Origin of the sequence: Proteus vulgaris, from assembly GCF_033708015.1 — a bacterium.
In the GTDB taxonomy this organism is placed as follows: Bacteria; Pseudomonadota; Gammaproteobacteria; order Enterobacterales; family Enterobacteriaceae; genus Proteus.
Map to the genome: position 1 here is coordinate 140,666 of NZ_CP137921.1, position 17,760 is coordinate 158,425.

The 17,760-nt window shown below is 52.3% G+C and carries 16 protein-coding genes and 7 pseudogenes; 13 read left to right on the plus strand and 10 right to left on the minus strand.

The window, feature by feature from the left end:
* Positions 1-150: 150 nt before the first annotated feature.
* Positions 151-459 (plus strand): annotated as a pseudogene (locus SB028_RS20410) (EAL domain-containing protein); the annotation flags it as partial.
* Here SB028_RS20410 and SB028_RS20415 read toward each other — a convergent pair.
* The 4 genes and pseudogenes from SB028_RS20415 to SB028_RS20430 all read right to left on the minus strand — a co-directional run bounded on the left by SB028_RS20415 (position 350) and on the right by SB028_RS20430 (position 3,241).
* Complete coding sequence (locus tag SB028_RS20415) at positions 350-1,054, minus strand: IS6-like element IS26 family transposase (RefSeq protein ID WP_001067855.1); 705 nt, start codon at positions 1,052-1,054, stop codon at positions 350-352. The pseudogene SB028_RS20410 and the gene SB028_RS20415 sit on opposite strands and share 110 nt — an antisense overlap.
* Before the next feature lie 158 nt (positions 1,055-1,212).
* Positions 1,213-1,494 (minus strand): annotated as a pseudogene (locus SB028_RS20420) (transposase zinc-binding domain-containing protein); the annotation flags it as partial.
* 146 nt (positions 1,495-1,640) lie between these two features.
* The gene (locus SB028_RS20425) at positions 1,641-2,501 is read right to left on the minus strand and encodes a broad-spectrum class A beta-lactamase TEM-1 (RefSeq protein WP_000027057.1); all 861 of its coding nucleotides are present in this window, start codon (positions 2,499-2,501) and stop codon (positions 1,641-1,643) included.
* Positions 2,502-2,683: 182 nt separating this feature from the next.
* Positions 2,684-3,241 carry a recombinase family protein gene (locus SB028_RS20430; RefSeq protein WP_001235713.1) on the minus strand — a complete coding sequence of 186 codons (558 nt, stop codon included), beginning with the start codon at positions 3,239-3,241 and terminating at the stop codon, positions 2,684-2,686.
* Between the two features lie 163 nt (positions 3,242-3,404).
* Here SB028_RS20430 and SB028_RS20435 point away from each other — a divergent pair.
* The 3 genes and pseudogenes from SB028_RS20435 to SB028_RS20445 all read left to right on the plus strand — a co-directional run.
* Positions 3,405-3,611 (plus strand): annotated as a pseudogene (locus SB028_RS20435) (DUF4158 domain-containing protein); the annotation flags it as partial.
* 193 nt (positions 3,612-3,804) lie between these two features.
* Positions 3,805-5,067, plus strand: coding sequence for an IS1380-like element ISEcp1 family transposase (locus SB028_RS20440; RefSeq protein WP_000608644.1), 1,263 nt, complete (start codon positions 3,805-3,807; stop codon positions 5,065-5,067).
* Between the two features lie 255 nt (positions 5,068-5,322).
* Positions 5,323-6,198, plus strand: a complete 876-nt coding sequence (locus tag SB028_RS20445) for an extended-spectrum class A beta-lactamase CTX-M-15 (RefSeq protein WP_000239590.1) — start codon at positions 5,323-5,325, stop codon at positions 6,196-6,198.
* Between the two features lie 46 nt (positions 6,199-6,244).
* Here SB028_RS20445 and SB028_RS20450 read toward each other — a convergent pair.
* Positions 6,245-6,589 (minus strand): annotated as a pseudogene (locus SB028_RS20450) (WbuC family cupin fold metalloprotein); the annotation flags it as partial.
* A gap of 13 nt (positions 6,590-6,602) precedes the next feature.
* Here SB028_RS20450 and SB028_RS20455 point away from each other — a divergent pair.
* From SB028_RS20455 to mphR(A), 5 genes and pseudogenes are all read left to right on the plus strand, one after another.
* Positions 6,603-8,831, plus strand: a pseudogene (locus SB028_RS20455) (Tn3-like element Tn3 family transposase); the annotation flags it as partial.
* A 67-nt stretch (positions 8,832-8,898) separates the two neighbouring features.
* Positions 8,899-9,603: an IS6-like element IS26 family transposase gene (locus SB028_RS20460; protein ID WP_001067855.1), complete on the plus strand. Its 705-nt coding sequence runs from the start codon at positions 8,899-8,901 to the stop codon at positions 9,601-9,603.
* 121 nt (positions 9,604-9,724) lie between these two features.
* Positions 9,725-10,630, plus strand: coding sequence for an Mph(A) family macrolide 2'-phosphotransferase (locus tag SB028_RS20465; RefSeq protein WP_001404365.1), 906 nt, complete (start codon positions 9,725-9,727; stop codon positions 10,628-10,630).
* On the plus strand, positions 10,627-11,865 hold the full coding sequence (mrx(A), locus tag SB028_RS20470) for a macrolide resistance MFS transporter Mrx(A) (protein ID WP_000004159.1): 1,239 nt from the start codon (positions 10,627-10,629) through the stop codon (positions 11,863-11,865). Before SB028_RS20465 ends, mrx(A) begins: the two co-directional genes overlap by 4 nt.
* Positions 11,865-12,449 (plus strand): macrolide-binding transcriptional repressor MphR(A), encoded by a 585-nt coding sequence (mphR(A), locus tag SB028_RS20475; protein ID WP_001137892.1) that lies wholly within the window; start codon positions 11,865-11,867, stop codon positions 12,447-12,449. Before mrx(A) ends, mphR(A) begins: the two co-directional genes overlap by 1 nt.
* A gap of 87 nt (positions 12,450-12,536) precedes the next feature.
* Here the strand turns inward: mphR(A) and SB028_RS20480 are convergent, their stop codons facing one another.
* From SB028_RS20480 to chrA, 5 genes and pseudogenes are all read right to left on the minus strand, one after another.
* Entirely contained in the window at positions 12,537-12,776 is a 240-nt protein-coding gene (locus SB028_RS20480) for a hypothetical protein (protein WP_031942717.1), read from the minus strand.
* Positions 12,777-12,941: 165 nt separating this feature from the next.
* The gene (locus tag SB028_RS20485) at positions 12,942-13,706 is read right to left on the minus strand and encodes an IS6-like element IS6100 family transposase (RefSeq protein ID WP_001389365.1); all 765 of its coding nucleotides are present in this window, start codon (positions 13,704-13,706) and stop codon (positions 12,942-12,944) included.
* Between the two features lie 117 nt (positions 13,707-13,823).
* Positions 13,824-13,889, minus strand: a pseudogene (locus SB028_RS20785) (EAL domain-containing protein); the annotation flags it as partial.
* A 43-nt stretch (positions 13,890-13,932) separates the two neighbouring features.
* Entirely contained in the window at positions 13,933-14,238 is a 306-nt protein-coding gene (locus tag SB028_RS20495; protein ID WP_000130000.1) for a PadR family transcriptional regulator, read from the minus strand.
* Positions 14,239-14,248: 10 nt separating this feature from the next.
* Positions 14,249-15,454 carry a chromate efflux transporter gene (chrA, locus tag SB028_RS20500; protein ID WP_000184001.1) on the minus strand — a complete coding sequence of 402 codons (1,206 nt, stop codon included), beginning with the start codon at positions 15,452-15,454 and terminating at the stop codon, positions 14,249-14,251.
* A 227-nt stretch (positions 15,455-15,681) separates the two neighbouring features.
* Between chrA and SB028_RS20505 the strand changes: the two genes are divergently transcribed.
* From SB028_RS20505 to SB028_RS20520, 4 genes and pseudogenes are all read left to right on the plus strand, one after another.
* Positions 15,682-16,686 (plus strand): IS110-like element IS4321 family transposase, encoded by a 1,005-nt coding sequence (locus SB028_RS20505; protein ID WP_000427623.1) that lies wholly within the window; start codon positions 15,682-15,684, stop codon positions 16,684-16,686.
* A 276-nt stretch (positions 16,687-16,962) separates the two neighbouring features.
* Positions 16,963-17,082 (plus strand): annotated as a pseudogene (locus tag SB028_RS20510) (permease); the annotation flags it as partial.
* A gap of 9 nt (positions 17,083-17,091) precedes the next feature.
* The gene (locus SB028_RS20515; RefSeq protein ID WP_000338626.1) at positions 17,092-17,208 is read left to right on the plus strand and encodes a hypothetical protein; all 117 of its coding nucleotides are present in this window, start codon (positions 17,092-17,094) and stop codon (positions 17,206-17,208) included.
* A gap of 120 nt (positions 17,209-17,328) precedes the next feature.
* The gene (locus tag SB028_RS20520; protein ID WP_000868820.1) at positions 17,329-17,703 is read left to right on the plus strand and encodes a hypothetical protein; all 375 of its coding nucleotides are present in this window, start codon (positions 17,329-17,331) and stop codon (positions 17,701-17,703) included.
* Positions 17,704-17,760: the final 57 nt, after the last annotated feature.

Sequence of the window (17,760 nt, forward strand, 5' to 3'; positions counted from 1 at the left end):
GTGCCGCATCGAACGGCCGGTTGCGGAAAGTCCTCCCTGCGTCCGCTGATGGCCGGCAGCAGCCCGTCGTTGCCTGATGGATCCAACCCCTCCGCTGCTATAGTGCAGTCGGCTTCTGACGTTCAGTGCAGCCGTCTTCTGAAAACGACAATGGAGGTGGTAGCCGAGGGTGTGGAAACACCCGACTGCCTTGCGTGGTTGCGGCAGGCGGGTTGCGACACGGTGCAGGGTTTCCTGTTCGCCAGGCCGATGCCGGCGGCGGCCTTCGTCGGCTTCGTCAACCAATGGAGGAACACCGGCACTGTTGCAAAGTTAGCGATGAGGCAGCCTTTTGTCTTATTCAAAGGCCTTACATTTCAAAAACTCTGCTTACCAGGCGCATTTCGCCCAGGGGATCACCATAATAAAATGCTGAGGCCTGGCCTTTGCGTAGTGCACGCATCACCTCAATACCTTTGATGGTGGCGTAAGCCGTCTTCATGGATTTAAATCCCAGCGTGGCGCCGATTATCCGTTTCAGTTTGCCATGATCGCATTCAATCACGTTGTTCCGGTACTTAATCTGTCGGTGTTCAACGTCAGACGGGCACCGGCCTTCGCGTTTGAGCAGAGCAAGCGCGCGACCATAGGCGGGCGCTTTATCCGTGTTGATGAATCGCGGGATCTGCCACTTCTTCACGTTGTTGAGGATTTTACCCAGAAACCGGTATGCAGCTTTGCTGTTACGACGGGAGGAGAGATAAAAATCGACAGTGCGGCCCCGGCTGTCGACGGCCCGGTACAGATACGCCCAGCGGCCATTGACCTTCACGTAGGTTTCATCCATGTGCCACGGGCAAAGATCGGAAGGGTTACGCCAGTACCAGCGCAGCCGTTTTTCCATTTCAGGCGCATAACGCTGAACCCAGCGGTAAATCGTGGAGTGATCGACATTCACTCCGCGTTCAGCCAGCATCTCCTGCAGCTCACGGTAACTGATGCCGTATTTGCAGTACCAGCGTACGGCCCACAGAATGATGTCACGCTGAAAATGCCGGCCTTTGAATGGGTTCATGTGCAGCTCCATCAGCAAAAGGGGATGATAAGTTTATCACCACCGACTATTTGCAACAGTGCCCTTCTCCTATCCCCTGGGAACACATCAATCTCACCGGAGAATATCGCTGGCCAAAGCCTTAGCGTAGGATTCCGCCCCTTCCCGCAAACGACCCCAAACAGGAAACGCAGCTGAAACGGGAAGCTCAACACCCACTGACGCATGGGTTGTTCAGGCAGTACTTCATCAACCAGCAAGGCGGCACTTTCGGCCATCCGCCGCGCCCCACAGCTCGGGCAGAAACCGCGACGCTTACAGCTGAAAGCGACCAGGTGCTCGGCGTGGCAAGACTCGCAGCGAACCCGTAGAAAGCCATGCTCCAGCCGCCCGCATTGGAGAAATTCTTCAAATTCCCGTTGCACATAGCCCGGCAATTCCTTTCCCTGCTCTGCCATAAGGGGTCTGACGCTCAGTGGAACGAAAACTCACGTTAAGGGATTTTGGTCATGAGATTATCAAAAAGGATCTTCACCTAGATCCTTTTAAATTAAAAATGAAGTTTTAAATCAATCTAAAGTATATATGAGTAAACTTGGTCTGACAGTTACCAATGCTTAATCAGTGAGGCACCTATCTCAGCGATCTGTCTATTTCGTTCATCCATAGTTGCCTGACTCCCCGTCGTGTAGATAACTACGATACGGGAGGGCTTACCATCTGGCCCCAGTGCTGCAATGATACCGCGAGACCCACGCTCACCGGCTCCAGATTTATCAGCAATAAACCAGCCAGCCGGAAGGGCCGAGCGCAGAAGTGGTCCTGCAACTTTATCCGCCTCCATCCAGTCTATTAATTGTTGCCGGGAAGCTAGAGTAAGTAGTTCGCCAGTTAATAGTTTGCGCAACGTTGTTGCCATTGCTGCAGGCATCGTGGTGTCACGCTCGTCGTTTGGTATGGCTTCATTCAGCTCCGGTTCCCAACGATCAAGGCGAGTTACATGATCCCCCATGTTGTGCAAAAAAGCGGTTAGCTCCTTCGGTCCTCCGATCGTTGTCAGAAGTAAGTTGGCAGCAGTGTTATCACTCATGGTTATGGCAGCACTGCATAATTCTCTTACTGTCATGCCATCCGTAAGATGCTTTTCTGTGACTGGTGAGTACTCAACCAAGTCATTCTGAGAATAGTGTATGCGGCGACCGAGTTGCTCTTGCCCGGCGTCAACACGGGATAATACCGCACCACATAGCAGAACTTTAAAAGTGCTCATCATTGGAAAACGTTCTTCGGGGCGAAAACTCTCAAGGATCTTACCGCTGTTGAGATCCAGTTCGATGTAACCCACTCGTGCACCCAACTGATCTTCAGCATCTTTTACTTTCACCAGCGTTTCTGGGTGAGCAAAAACAGGAAGGCAAAATGCCGCAAAAAAGGGAATAAGGGCGACACGAAAATGTTGAATACTCATACTCTTCCTTTTTCAATATTATTGAAGCATTTACCAGGGTTATTGTCTCATGAGCGGATACATATTTGAATGTATTTAGAAAAATAAACAAATAGGGGTTCCGCGCACATTTCCCCGAAAAGTGCCACCTGACGTCTAAGAAACCATTATTATCATGACATTAACCTATAAAAATAGGCGTATCACGAGGCCCTTTCGTCTTCAAGAATTTTATAAACCGTGGAGCGGGCAATACTGAGCTGATGAGCAATTTCCGTTGCACCAGTGCCCTTCTGATGAAGCGTCAGCACGACGTTCCTGTCCACGGTACGCCTGCGGCCAAATTTGATTCCTTTCAGCTTTGCTTCCTGTCGGCCCTCATTCGTGCGTTCTAGGATCCTCCGGCGTTCAGCCTGTGCCACAGCCGACAGGATGGTGACCACCATTTGCCCCATATCACCGTCGGTACTGATCCCGTCATCAATGAACCGGACTGCCACGCCCTGAGCGTCAAATTCCTTTATCAGTTGGATCATATCGGCAGTGTCGCGGCCAAGACGGTCGAGCTTCTTAACCAGAATGACATCACCTTCCTCCACCTTCATCCTCAGCAAATCCAGCCCTTCCCGGTCTGTTGAACTGCCGGATGCCTTATCGGTAAATATACGGTTTGCTTTCACACCTGCGTCTTTGAGTGCTCTGACCTGAAGATCAAGAGACTGCTGACTGGTTGAGACCCGAGCGTAACCAAAAAGTCGCATAAAAATGTACCTTAAATCGAATATCGGACAACTCATGTCTATTATTACAAATTTACGATTTAATAGACATATTAATGTAACAGTTTTACGATGTCCGATAATTTATAACATTTCGTACGGTTGGAAAAATGTTACTAAATGCCCGTCAGGCAGGGAGGCCGATATGCCCGTTGACTTTCTGACCACTGAGCAGACTGAAAGCTATGGCAGATTCACCGGTGAACCGGATGAGCTTCAGCTGGCACGATATTTTCACCTTGATGAAGCAGACAAGGAATTTATCGGAAAAAGCAGAGGTGATCACAACCGTCTGGGCATTGCCCTGCAAATTGGATGTGTCCGTTTTCTGGGCACCTTCCTCACCGATATGAATCATACCTAGATTCTACGTCAGTACTTCAAAAAGCATAATCAAAGCCTTGATAAATATGCATTCCTTCGAAATTCAGCTTTCACCCATTGGGTGAAAGAAAAGTGCTCAAAAATATGTTAAATTATCAGCTTTTATGACTCGATATATGGTAAAATAATAGTAAGAAAAGTAGTAAAAAGGGGTTCTAATTATGATTAATAAAATTGATTTCAAAGCTAAGAATCTAACATCAAATGCAGGTCTTTTTCTGCTCCTTGAGAATGCAAAAAGCAATGGGATTTTTGATTTTATTGAAAATGACCTCGTATTTGATAATGACTCAACAAATAAAATCAAGATGAATCATATAAAGACCATGCTCTGCGGTCACTTCATTGGCATTGATAAGTTAGAACGTCTAAAGCTACTTCAAAATGATCCCCTCGTCAACGAGTTTGATATTTCCGTAAAAGAACCTGAAACAGTGTCACGGTTTCTAGGAAACTTCAACTTCAAGACAACCCAAATGTTTAGAGACATTAATTTTAAAGTCTTTAAAAAACTGCTCACTAAAAGTAAATTGACATCCATTACGATTGATATTGATAGTAGTGTAATTAACGTAGAAGGTCATCAAGAAGGTGCGTCAAAAGGATATAATCCTAAGAAACTGGGAAACCGATGCTACAATATCCAATTTGCATTTTGCGACGAATTAAAAGCATATGTTACCGGATTTGTAAGAAGTGGCAATACTTACACTGCAAACGGTGCTGCGGAAATGATCAAAGAAATTGTTGCTAACATCAAATCAGACGATTTAGAAATTTTATTTCGAATGGATAGTGGCTACTTTGATGAAAAAATTATCGAAACGATAGAATCTCTTGGATGCAAATATTTAATTAAAGCCAAAAGTTATTCTACACTCACCTCACAAGCAACGAATTCATCAATTGTATTCGTTAAAGGAGAAGAAGGTAGAGAAACTACAGAACTGTATACAAAATTAGTTAAATGGGAAAAAGACAGAAGATTTGTCGTATCTCGCGTACTGAAACCAGAAAAAGAAAGAGCACAATTATCACTTTTAGAAGGTTCCGAATACGACTACTTTTTCTTTGTAACAAATACTACCTTGCTTTCTGAAAAAGTAGTTATATACTATGAAAAGCGTGGTAATGCTGAAAACTATATCAAAGAAGCCAAATACGACATGGCGGTGGGTCATCTCTTGCTAAAGTCATTTTGGGCGAATGAAGCCGTGTTTCAAATGATGATGCTTTCATATAACCTATTTTTGTTGTTCAAGTTTGATTCCTTGGACTCTTCAGAATACAGACAGCAAATAAAGACCTTTCGTTTGAAGTATGTATTTCTTGCAGCAAAAATAATCAAAACCGCAAGATATGTAATCATGAAGTTGTCGGAAAACTATCCGTACAAGGGAGTGTATGAAAAATGTCTGGTATAATAAGAATATCATCAATAAAATTGAGTGTTGCTCTGTGGATAACTTGCAGAGTTTATTAAGTATCATTGCAGCAAAGATGAAATCAATGATTTATCAAAAATGATTGAAAGGTGGTTGTAAATAATGTTACAATGTGTGAGAAGCAGTCTAAATTCTTCGTGAAATAGTGATTTTTGAAGCTAATAAAAAACACACGTGGAATTTAGGGACTATTCATGTTGTTGTTATTTCGTATCTTCCAGAATAAGGAATCCCATGGTTAAAAAATCACTGCGCCAGTTCACGCTGATGGCGACGGCAACCGTCACGCTGTTGTTAGGAAGTGTGCCGCTGTATGCGCAAACGGCGGACGTACAGCAAAAACTTGCCGAATTAGAGCGGCAGTCGGGAGGCAGACTGGGTGTGGCATTGATTAACACAGCAGATAATTCGCAAATACTTTATCGTGCTGATGAGCGCTTTGCGATGTGCAGCACCAGTAAAGTGATGGCCGCGGCCGCGGTGCTGAAGAAAAGTGAAAGCGAACCGAATCTGTTAAATCAGCGAGTTGAGATCAAAAAATCTGACCTTGTTAACTATAATCCGATTGCGGAAAAGCACGTCAATGGGACGATGTCACTGGCTGAGCTTAGCGCGGCCGCGCTACAGTACAGCGATAACGTGGCGATGAATAAGCTGATTGCTCACGTTGGCGGCCCGGCTAGCGTCACCGCGTTCGCCCGACAGCTGGGAGACGAAACGTTCCGTCTCGACCGTACCGAGCCGACGTTAAACACCGCCATTCCGGGCGATCCGCGTGATACCACTTCACCTCGGGCAATGGCGCAAACTCTGCGGAATCTGACGCTGGGTAAAGCATTGGGCGACAGCCAACGGGCGCAGCTGGTGACATGGATGAAAGGCAATACCACCGGTGCAGCGAGCATTCAGGCTGGACTGCCTGCTTCCTGGGTTGTGGGGGATAAAACCGGCAGCGGTGGCTATGGCACCACCAACGATATCGCGGTGATCTGGCCAAAAGATCGTGCGCCGCTGATTCTGGTCACTTACTTCACCCAGCCTCAACCTAAGGCAGAAAGCCGTCGCGATGTATTAGCGTCGGCGGCTAAAATCGTCACCGACGGTTTGTAATAGCGGAAACGGAATGGGGAAACTCATTCCGTTTTTGTTTATCGCCTTAGACGGCAAAAGTGCTGTCGCCCACCTGCGCTTGCGCATACCAGGCCATAAGCTCCGTGGTTCCTGGTTCTCCTTCCGCTGGAGCCCAGTGCGCATAGTCATCGGCAGCCACGGGTTGATAGCCACCGTGTTTTACTTCAAAAATTATGCCACCGGTATCCAGCGACAGCACGGCATGCCAGGTTCCTGCGGCCATCTCCAGCACCGTACAGGTTTCCCCCAATATCGCCCGATGGGTGACGGTACCCCGATCGTCAAAATTCAGCACCACGAAACGACCCCTTAATGGCAACAGTAGCTCGAAGGTGTGAGGGTGTCGGTGCGGGCGCACGTAGGTCCCAGGTCATATTCCTTCCGGCGTCCGGCATTTTACCGCCAGACAGCTCGGGATTCGTGATATCACCGTTCTTGCAGAATACGGTCAGAGGGAAAATACCCGCCGTGAGCATGCAGCGCTGATACGTCAGCACTATCAGTATCGTGAATTTGCCTGGCCCTGGACATTTCGCCTTACCCGTCTTTTATATACCCGGAGCTGGATAAGCAACGAACGTCCTGGCCTGCTTTTCGATCTGGCGACAGGGTGGCTTATGCAACATCGTATTATTCTCCCCGGAGCCACTACGCTGACCCGGTTGATTTCAGAGGTAAGGGAAAAGGCGACGTTGCGCCTGTGGAACAAACTGGCACTGATACCGTCAGCCGAACAGCGTTCACAGCTGGAGATGCTGCTGGGGCCAACTGATTGCAGCCGCCTGTCTTTACTGGAATCACTGAAAAAGGGCCCTGTGACCATCAGTGGTCCGGCGTTTAATGAAGCAATTGAACGCTGGAAAACTCTGAACGATTTTGGCCTGCATGCTGAAAACCTGAGTACACTCCCGGCTGTGCGCCTGAAAAATCTCGCACGTTATGCTGGTATGACTTCGGTGTTCAATATTGCCAGGATGTCACCGCAGAAAAGGATGGCGGTTCTGGTTGCCTTTGTCCTTGCATGGGAAACGCTGGCGCTGGATGATGCATTGGACGTTCTGGACGCCATGCTGGCCGTTATCATCCGTGACGCCAGAAAGATTGGGCAGAAAAAACGGCTCCGCTCGCTGAAGGATCTGGATAAATCTGCATTGGCGCTCGCCAGCGCATGTTCGTACCTGCTGAAAGAAGAAACACCGGACGAATCGATTCGTGCTGAGGTGTTCAGCTACATCCCAAGGCAAAAGCTGGCTGAAATCATCACGCTTGTCCGTGAAATTGCCCGGCCCTCAGACGATAATTTTCATGAAGAAATGGTGGAGCAGTACGGGCGCGTTCGTCGTTTCCTGCCCCATCTGCTGAATACCGTTAAATTTTCATCCGCACCTGCCGGGGTTACCACTCTGAATGCCTGTGACTACCTCAGCCGGGAGTTCAGCTCACGGCGGCAGTTTTTTGACGACGCACCAACGGAAATTATCAGTCGGTCATGGAAACGGCTGGTGATTAACAAGGAAAAACATATCACCCGCAGGGGATACACGCTCTGCTTTCTCAGTAAACTGCAGGATAGTCTGAGGCGGAGGGATGTCTACGTTACCGGCAGTAACCGGTGGGGAGATCCTCGTGCAAGATTACTACAGGGTGCTGACTGGCAGGCAAACCGGATTAAGGTTTATCGTTCTTTGGGGCACCCGACAGACCCGCAGGAAGCAATAAAATCTCTGGGTCATCAGCTTGATAGTCGTTACAGACAGGTTGCTGCACGTCTTTGCGAAAATGAGGCTGTCGAACTCGATGTTTCTGGCCCGAAGCCCCGGTTGACAATTTCTCCCCTCGCCAGTCTTGATGAGCCGGACAGTCTGAAACGACTGAGCAAAATGATCAGTGATCTACTCCCTCCGGTGGATTTAACGGAGTTGCTGCTCGAAATTAACGCCCATACCGGATTTGCTGATGAGTTTTTCCATGCTAGTGAAGCCAGTGCCAGAGTTGATGATCTGCCCGTCAGCATCAGCGCCGTGCTGATGGCTGAAGCCTGCAATATCGGTCTGGAACCACTGATCAGATCAAATGTTCCTGCACTGACCCGACACCGGCTGAACTGGACAAAAGCGAACTATCTGCGGGCTGAAACTATCACCAGCGCTAATGCCAGACTGGTTGATTTTCAGGCAACGCTGCCACTGGCACAGATATGGGGTGGAGGAGAAGTGGCATCTGCAGATGGAATGCGCTTTGTTACGCCAGTCAGAACAATCAATGCCGGACCGAACCGCAAATACTTTGGTAATAACAGAGGGATCACCTGGTACAACTTTGTGTCCGATCAGTATTCCGGCTTTCATGGCATCGTTATACCGGGGACGCTGAGGGACTCTATCTTTGTGCTGGAAGGTCTTCTGGAACAGGAGACCGGGCTGAATCCAACCGAAATTATGACCGATACAGCAGGTGCCAGCGAACTTGTCTTTGGCCTTTTCTGGCTGCTGGGATACCAGTTTTCTCCACGCCTGGCTGATGCCGGTGCTTCGGTTTTCTGGCGAATGGACCATGATGCCGACTATGGCGTGCTGAATGATATTGCCAGAGGGCAATCAGATCCCCGAAAAATAGGGCACTGTTGCAAATAGTCGGTGGTGATAAACTTATCATCCCCTTTTGCTGATGGAGCTGCACATGAACCCATTCAAAGGCCGGCATTTTCAGCGTGACATCATTCTGTGGGCCGTACGCTGGTACTGCAAATACGGCATCAGTTACCGTGAGCTGCAGGAGATGCTGGCTGAACGCGGAGTGAATGTCGATCACTCCACGATTTACCGCTGGGTTCAGCGTTATGCGCCTGAAATGGAAAAACGGCTGCGCTGGTACTGGCGTAACCCTTCCGATCTTTGCCCGTGGCACATGGATGAAACCTACGTGAAGGTCAATGGCCGCTGGGCGTATCTGTACCGGGCCGTCGACAGCCGGGGCCGCACTGTCGATTTTTATCTCTCCTCCCGTCGTAACAGCAAAGCTGCATACCGGTTTCTGGGTAAAATCCTCAACAACGTGAAGAAGTGGCAGATCCCGCGATTCATCAACACGGATAAAGCGCCCGCCTATGGTCGCGCGCTTGCTCTGCTCAAACGCGAAGGCCGGTGCCCGTCTGACGTTGAACACCGACAGATTAAGTACCGGAACAACGTGATTGAATGCGATCATGGCAAACTGAAACGGATAATCGGCGCCACGCTGGGATTTAAATCCATGAAGACGGCTTACGCCACCATCAAAGGTATTGAGGTGATGCGTGCACTACGCAAAGGCCAGGCCTCAGCATTTTATTATGGTGATCCCCTGGGCGAAATGCGCCTGGTAAGCAGAGTTTTTGAAATGTAAGGCCTTTGAATAAGACAAAAGGCTGCCTCATCGCTAACTTTGCAACAGTGCCGGATTGAATATAACCGACGTGACTGTTACATTTAGGTGGCTAAACCCGTCAAGCCCTCAGGAGTGAATCATGACCGTAGTCACGACCGCCGATACCTCCCAACTGTACGCACTTGCAGCCCGACATGGGCTCAAGCTCCATGGCCCGCTGACTGTCAATGAGCTTGGGCTCGACTATAGGATCGTGATCGCCACCGTCGACGATGGACGTCGGTGGGTGCTGCGCATCCCGCGCCGAGCCGAGGTAAGCGCGAAGGTCGAACCAGAGGCGCGGGTGCTGGCAATGCTCAAGAATCGCCTGCCGTTCGCGGTGCCGGACTGGCGCGTGGCCAACGCCGAGCTCGTTGCCTATCCCATGCTCGAAGACTCGACTGCGATGGTCATCCAGCCTGGTTCGTCCACGCCCGACTGGGTCGTGCCGCAGGACTCGGAGGTCTTCGCGGAGAGCTTCGCGACCGCGCTCGCCACCCTGCATGCCGTCCCCATTTCCGCCGCCGTGGATGCGGGGATGCTCATCCGTACACCGACGCAGGCCCGTCAGAAGGTGGCCGACGACGTTGACCGCGTCCGACGCGAGTTCGTGGTGAACGACAAGCGCCTCCACCGGTGGCAGCGCTGGCTCGACGACGATTCGTCGTGGCCAGATTTCTCCGTGGTGGTGCATGGCGATCTCTACGTGGGCCATGTGCTCATCGACAACACGGAGCGCGTCAGCGGGATGATCGACTGGAGCGAGGCCCGCGTTGATGACCCTGCCATCGACATGGCCGCGCACCTTATGGTCTTTGGTGAAGAGGGGCTCGCGAAGCTCCTCCTCACGTATGAAGCGGCCGGTGGCCGGGTGTGGCCGCGGCTCGCCCACCACATCGCGGAGCGCCTTGCGTTCGGGGCGGTCACCTACGCACTCTTCGCCCTCGACTCGGGTAACGAAGAGTACCTCGCTGCGGCGAAGGCGCAGCTCGCCGCAGCGGAATGAGCGAACGTCGATATAGCCCGCTCGCGACGCTGTTCGCGGCGACCTTTCTCTTCCGGATCGGCAACGCGGTGGCGGCCCTCGCGCTTCCATGGTTCGTCCTGTCTCATACAAAGAGCGCGGCCTGGGCGGGCGCCACGGCCGCTAGCAGCGTCATCGCGACCATCATCGGCGCGTGGGTTGGTGGTGGCCTCGTCGATCGGTTCGGGCGCGCGCCCGTCGCATTGATCTCGGGTGTGGTGGGCGGCGTGGCCATGGCGAGCATCCCACTGCTCGATGCCGTTGGCGCCCTCTCGAACACTGGGCTGATCGCTTGCGTGGTGCTCGGTGCCGCGTTCGACGCACCCGGTATGGCCGCGCAGGACAGTGAGCTGCCCAAACTCGGCCACGTCGCCGGGCTCTCCGTTGAGCGCGTCTCGTCACTGAAAGCGGTGATCGGGAACGTCGCGATTCTAGGTGGCCCGGCCCTTGGGGGGGCCGCAATCGGCCTGCTTGGCGCTGCGCCAACGCTCGGGCTGACGGCGTTCTGCTCCGTCCTTGCAGGTCTGCTCGGCGCGTGGGTGCTTCCCGCGCGTGCCGCTCGGACGATGACCACGACGGCGACTCTCTCCATGCGCGCCGGCGTCGCTTTTCTCTGGAGCGAACCCCTGCTGCGCCCTCTCTTTGGTATAGTGATGATCTTCGTGGGCATCGTTGGCGCCAACGGCAGCGTCATCATGCCTGCGCTGTTTGTAGATGCAGGACGCCAAGTAGCAGAGCTCGGGCTGTTCTCCTCAATGATGGGGGCTGGTGGTCTCCTTGGCATTGCCATTCATGCGTCGGTCGGCGCCCGGATATCAGCGCAGAACTGGCTGGCGGTGGCATTTTGTGGCTCTGCGGTGGGCTCGCTTCTGCTTTCACAGTTGCCAGGCGTGCCGGTGCTGATGTTGTTGGGCGCGCTCGTGGGACTGCTGACCGGCTCAGTCTCTCCCATTCTCAACGCTGCCATCTACAACCGCACGCCGCCAGAACTTCTCGGCCGGGTACTCGGCACGGTCTCGGCGGTGATGCTGTCAGCCTCGCCCATGGTTATGCTTGCGGCCGGCGCGTTTGTCGACCTTGCTGGTCCGCTCCCTGGCCTCGTTGTATCGGCCGTGTTTGCGGGGCTCGTGGCTCTACTCTCGCTCCGTCTTCAATTTGCTACAATGGCGGCGGCAGCCACAGCCTCCGCCCCAACCCATACAGAAGGTGAACACTGATGCCCCGCCCCAAGCTCAAGTCCGATGACGAGGTACTCGAGGCCGCCACCGTAGTGCTGAAGCGTTGCGGTCCCATAGAGTTCACGCTCAGCGGAGTAGCAAAGGAGGTGGGGCTCTCCCGCGCAGCGTTAATCCAGCGCTTCACCAACCGCGATACGCTGCTGGTGAGGATGATGGAGCGCGGCGTCGAGCAGGTGCGGCATTACCTGAATGCGATACCGATAGGCGCAGGGCCGCAAGGGCTCTGGGAATTTTTGCAGGTGCTCGTTCGGAGCATGAACACTCGCAACGACTTCTCGGTGAACTATCTCATCTCCTGGTACGAGCTCCAGGTGCCGGAGCTACGCACGCTTGCGATCCAGCGGAACCGCGCGGTGGTGGAGGGGATCCGCAAGCGACTGCCCCCAGGTGCTCCTGCGGCAGCTGAGTTGCTCCTGCACTCGGTCATCGCTGGCGCGACGATGCAGTGGGCCGTCGATCCGGATGGTGAGCTAGCTGATCATGTGCTGGCTCAGATCGCTGCCATCCTGTGTTTAATGTTTCCCGAACACGACGATTTCCAACTCCTCCAGGCACATGCGTAAACGGAGGTGTGCAGAGTCCCTGCGGCAGGCGACGAACACGACCGTCGTCGATTAGTACCGGTACGGTCGGTGGTATCGAAGTCTTGATCACCACTCAGGTCTACGGCTTACAAATGGTGACCATCCCGATACTTGCGTCAGAGCACCGGGCCGATTCTTTGACAGTGAATCACTCCCGTAAGGTTGTGCCGGTGTGGGTGTCCCGGGTCGAGACGATACTCCGCCAATGCGCCCAGCAAACAACCTGGCCATCGCAGGTGGTGGGGAGCGGTGTGGCGGATGAGTTGGACAAGTTGGTGTAGCAGCACGAGCACGGCGAGATAACATCGCAGGAGTTCGACATGCTCAAGAGACAGCTGATTGCGAATCGCGATGCAGATTCATAACCCGATTGCGGGTTGGCTTCACTCCACCATCACCGAGCAGACTAGCACGGCGGGCTCTGTTGCAAAGATTGGCGGCAGTCAGAGGTAGGCTGTCGCTCTGCGCCGATCAGGCGGCTGCTGCGAAATGGTGGTTGAGCATGCCCATGGCCTCCGTCAGCGCCGAGGGCCCAATGCCAAAAGCTCTCTCCACAAGGCGCACCTCGCCCCTGATGCCGGGCTGCAGGCACCAGGGGCGAGCCTGTCCTTTGCGCAGGGCTCGCATGACTTCGAATCCCTTGATCGTGGCATAGGCCGTGGGGATCGATTTGAAACCGCGCACCGGCTTGATCAGTATCTTGAGCTTTCCGTGATCGGCCTCGATCACGTTATTGAGATACTTCACCTGCCGGTGGGCCGTCTCCCGGTCCAGCTTTCCTTCGCGCTTCAATTCGGTGATCGCTGCACCATAGCTCGGCGCTTTGTCGGTATTGAGCGTGGCAGGCTTTTCCCAGTGCTTCAGGCCTCGCAGGGCCTTGCCCAGGAACCGCTTCGCTGCCTTGGCGCTGCGGGTCGGCGACAGGTAGAAATCGATCGTGTCGCCCCGCTTGTCGACTGCCCGGTACAGGTAGGTCCACTTGCCCCGCACCTTGACGTAGGTTTCATCCAGGCGCCAGCTCGGATCAAAGCCACGCCGCCAGAACCAGCGCAGCCGCTTCTCCATCTCCGGGGCGTAGCACTGGACCCAGCGATAGATCGTCGTATGGTCGACCGAAATGCCGCGTTCCGCCAGCATTTCCTCAAGGTCGCGATAGCTGATCGGATAGCGACAATACCAGCGCACCGCCCACAGGATCACATCACCCTGGAAATGGCGCCACTTGAAATCCGTCATCGTTCCGTCCGTCCAATCTCCGCCAAGCATGCTCAAGCTTCACGATTTTTGCAACAGAGCCCACACGAGTATTGAGCATAGTCGAGATTGGTGCAGATCACTTCTGATATTGAACTGTCAGGAGCTGGCTGCACAACAGCCATTACGCCCAATCAACTGGTGCAGTCGTCTTCTGAAAATGACAATCCAGTTAGGGTATAGCTCAACCTGACATAGAAGCAAAAACTCAACCACCTTCTACCAACTCTCCGAACAGCTCCTTGACCTTTGTTTTCGCATCAGCAAGTGCAGTTCTGCCTTGTTCAGTGATGTCATAAACACGCCGTTCACGTCGCCCGGTGCGTTCGTGGCGTGAGGTCAGATAGCCTTTTTTTTCCAGGCCGTGCAGCATCGGGTACACGGTGCCAGCGCTCATCTCGTAGCCGTGTCGGCGTAGCTCTTCGATGATCCCCAGCCCAAAGACAGGTTCCTCGGCTGCATGGTGAAGGATGTGCAGGCGGATCAAACCGCCGTAGAGGTCTTTGTCAGTCATTTTTTGTGCCTCACAGAGCGACGCTCAACAGCCACCCAGCTGCACCGCTACCGAGGACAACCAGCCACGGCGGGAGCTTCCAGAACATAAGTGCGACAAGGGCAACTAATGCCAAGCCGAAGTCTTGCGGCTGAAAGATGGCGCTAGTCCATACAGGCTGATACAGCGCGGCCAGCAGCAAGCCGACTACAGCGGCATTGATCCCGGCCAGCGCAGCTTGGATGCCTGTATTGCGGCGCAAACGCTCCCAAAATGGCATTGATCCGACGACCAGCAAGAACGAGGGCGCGAAGATAGCCAGCAGACACACAATGCCGCCGATCCAGCCCGACGGGGCGGTGTTCATCGAGGCACCAAGAAACGCGGCGAACGTGAACAAAGGGCCGGGCACCGCTTGAGCTGCCCCGTACCCCGCGAGAAAGGATTCATTGTTGACCCAGCCGGAGGGCACCACTTCGGCTTGCAGTAATGGCAGCACAACGTGACCACCGCCGAACACCAGTGATCCGACACGATAGAAGGAATCCACCATTGCCATGGTTTGACTTGGCATCAGTTCGGCCAACACCGGCAGGCCAATCAGCAAGACAAAGAACAGCGAGAGCCAAAGCACGCCGGCCCGGTGACTGACCGTGATAGGTAGGGGGTCATGCTCAACAACTTTCGCTGGCTTGAACAATAACCGGCCTGCGATGCCTGCGATAGCAATCACGCCAACCTGTCCCCACGCGGACGGCACAAGTAAAACGACGCAGGTAGCAATTGCCATGATGGTGACTCGCAGCCCATCCGTGCATAGGTTACGCGCCATGCCCCATACTGCTTGAGCGACCACGGCCACAGCCACCACTTTTAAGCCATGCAACGCGCCCTGCGAGACGTAATCGCCATAGCTGGAGATGCCGAGCGCAAAAAGGATCAAGGCTATGGCAGACGGCAGCGTGAAGCCAGCCCAAGCAGCCAGCGCCCCGCTGTATCCAGCCCGAGACAGTCCTACCGCTATGCCGACCTGGCTGCTTGCAGGCCCTGGCAAGAACTGACAAAGCGCGACCAAGTCAGCATAGCTCCGTTCGGAGAGCCAGCGCCGCCGTGTGACAAATTCGGCGCGGAAGTAGCCCAAGTGCGCAATGGGGCCGCCAAAAGATGTCAATCCAAGCCGCAGAAAAATAAGAAAGACCGACCATGGTCTGCTGTCATCGGTAGGGTTATTCGTCATACTTTCGCCTTCATGATCTGCAACGAGTTGATCAATAATAAGCGAAATTCGATAACGAAATTCGATATAAATCTAGAAAAAAATACCTCTATGTGTACTACGCAGTTTTAGCTGTGGCTTTCACAGGAGCACGCTTACTTACGGCTTAGCGTGCTTTATTTAATGAGATGGTCACTCCCTCCTTCCCGGTACTATGCTGAGGACAGGCTTTCATTCGGAGAACTATCATGGAAAACATTGCGCTCATTGGTATCGATCTGGGTAAAAACTCTTTCCATATTCATTGCCAGGATCGTCGCGGGAAGGCTGTTTACCGTAAAAAATTTACCCGGCCAAAGTTGATCGAATTTTTGGCGACATGCCCCGCTACAACCATCGCAATGGAAGCCTGTGGCGGTTCTCACTTTATGGCACGCAAGTTGGAAGAGTTGGGGCATTCCCCAAAGCTGATATCACCACAATTTGTCCGCCCGTTCGTTAAAAGCAATAAAAACGACTTTGTCGACGCCGAAGCTATTTGTGAAGCTGCATCGCGTCCGTCTATGCGTTTTGTGCAGCCCAGAACGGAATCTCAGCAGGCAATGCGGGCTCTGCATCGTGTCCGTGAATCCCTGGTTCAGGATAAGGTAAAAACAACCAATCAAATGCATGCTTTTCTGCTGGAATTTGGCATTAGCGTTCCCCGAGGAGCTGCCGTTATTAGCCGACTGAGTACCATTCTTGAGGATAATAGTTTGCCTCTTTACCTCAGCCAGTTATTGCTGAAATTACAACAGCATTATCACTATCTTGTTGAGCAGATTAAAGATTTGGAATCCCAGTTGAAACGAAAGTTGGACGAAGATGAGGTTGGACAGCGCTTGCTGAGCATTCCCTGCGTCGGAACACTGACAGCGAGTACTATTTCAACTGAGATTGGCGACGGGAAGCAGTACGCCAGCAGCCGTGACTTTGCGGCGGCAACAGGGCTTGTACCTCGGCAGTACAGCACGGGAGGTAGGACGACATTGCTGGGAATTAGTAAGCGAGGTAATAAAAAGATCCGAACTTTGTTGGTTCAATGTGCCAGGGTATTCATACAAAAACTGGAACACCAGTCTGGCAAATTGGCCGATTGGGTCAGGGATTTACTGTGCCGGAAAAGCAACTTTGTCGTCACTTGTGCTCTGGCAAACAAGCTGGCCAGAATAGCCTGGGCCCTAACGGCACGACAGCAAACTTATGTAGCATAACGGCAGAAATACACCGGTTTAAAGAATTACTGATCTGGTTTTGCGAATACTGATATTGATGATACTAACGGCCCACCGGCCTGTTGAGGAACCTGTAAAACGGAAAGGCTCATTGAAGCCGTATATTTTCTGGAGGTTCATCAGGCGCGGAACTCATCAAGGCGCGGGAATAAAATCCCATTCAGACGCCGGATAGATTCAAGCAAGCCAACTTGTCGTCAAAATCGGTGTTGCAAAAACGGGAGTGACCATAGATTCCGTTTTCTGAGACGACCCCTTGTAGGATTGGCTGTATCTGGGGACACTATAACCGTCAAAGAAGCCGGTTTGGTGTTGGTCATTGGGGTTATCCTGTGGATCTATGGTATAATCTTAACCAAGGTCAGCAATTCCTAAGGGGGTCAAATGGACGCTTTCACATTAGGCATGTTGGGGTTGCTCATTTTTTTCACTGTCGTCACTGGCGGCAGTCTGTATCTCTACCATGAGAAACAGAAGGAAAAAAAGCATCACAACGCCTAAAGAGTAACTGCGACAATGAACGTAAAGGCCAGCAATAGCTGGCCTTTTTTTATACTTGCAGTTTGAGGTGTTACATGTCACGATAAGGTAAGTGTGACATGTAACGGAAAAGGTGATTTTTTGAAAGTATCCAATGAAGATGCTCAGGCTACGGCGATCTATCTCCTCAGAGCTGCTTCGCGCCCAGCTTTCTGGCGTGACGTCCCATTCGATAAGAAACTTGAAGCCGTGGACAGCCTGAACAGCATAGGGCGATCACCATCAGAACTCACTGAATGGATTAATAAATACCTGACAGCAGAGCAAATCAATAAACTCGGGACATCAATTAGGCAACGTCGCAGAAGGGGATATGGTGTTGGTAAAAGCATAACTATAAGCGATAAAGCCCACAGGATTTTGAAGCGGTTGTCAGAAGTCGATGGTTGCAGTTTGTCAGAAGTGATCGAGAAACGCCTAGCCCGAGCTTATAAAAATACATGGGACCATAAATAGAGTGACACTAGGGGTTGCATTTTTAAAACCCGTGATAGCATCTAAATGAACCCAAAC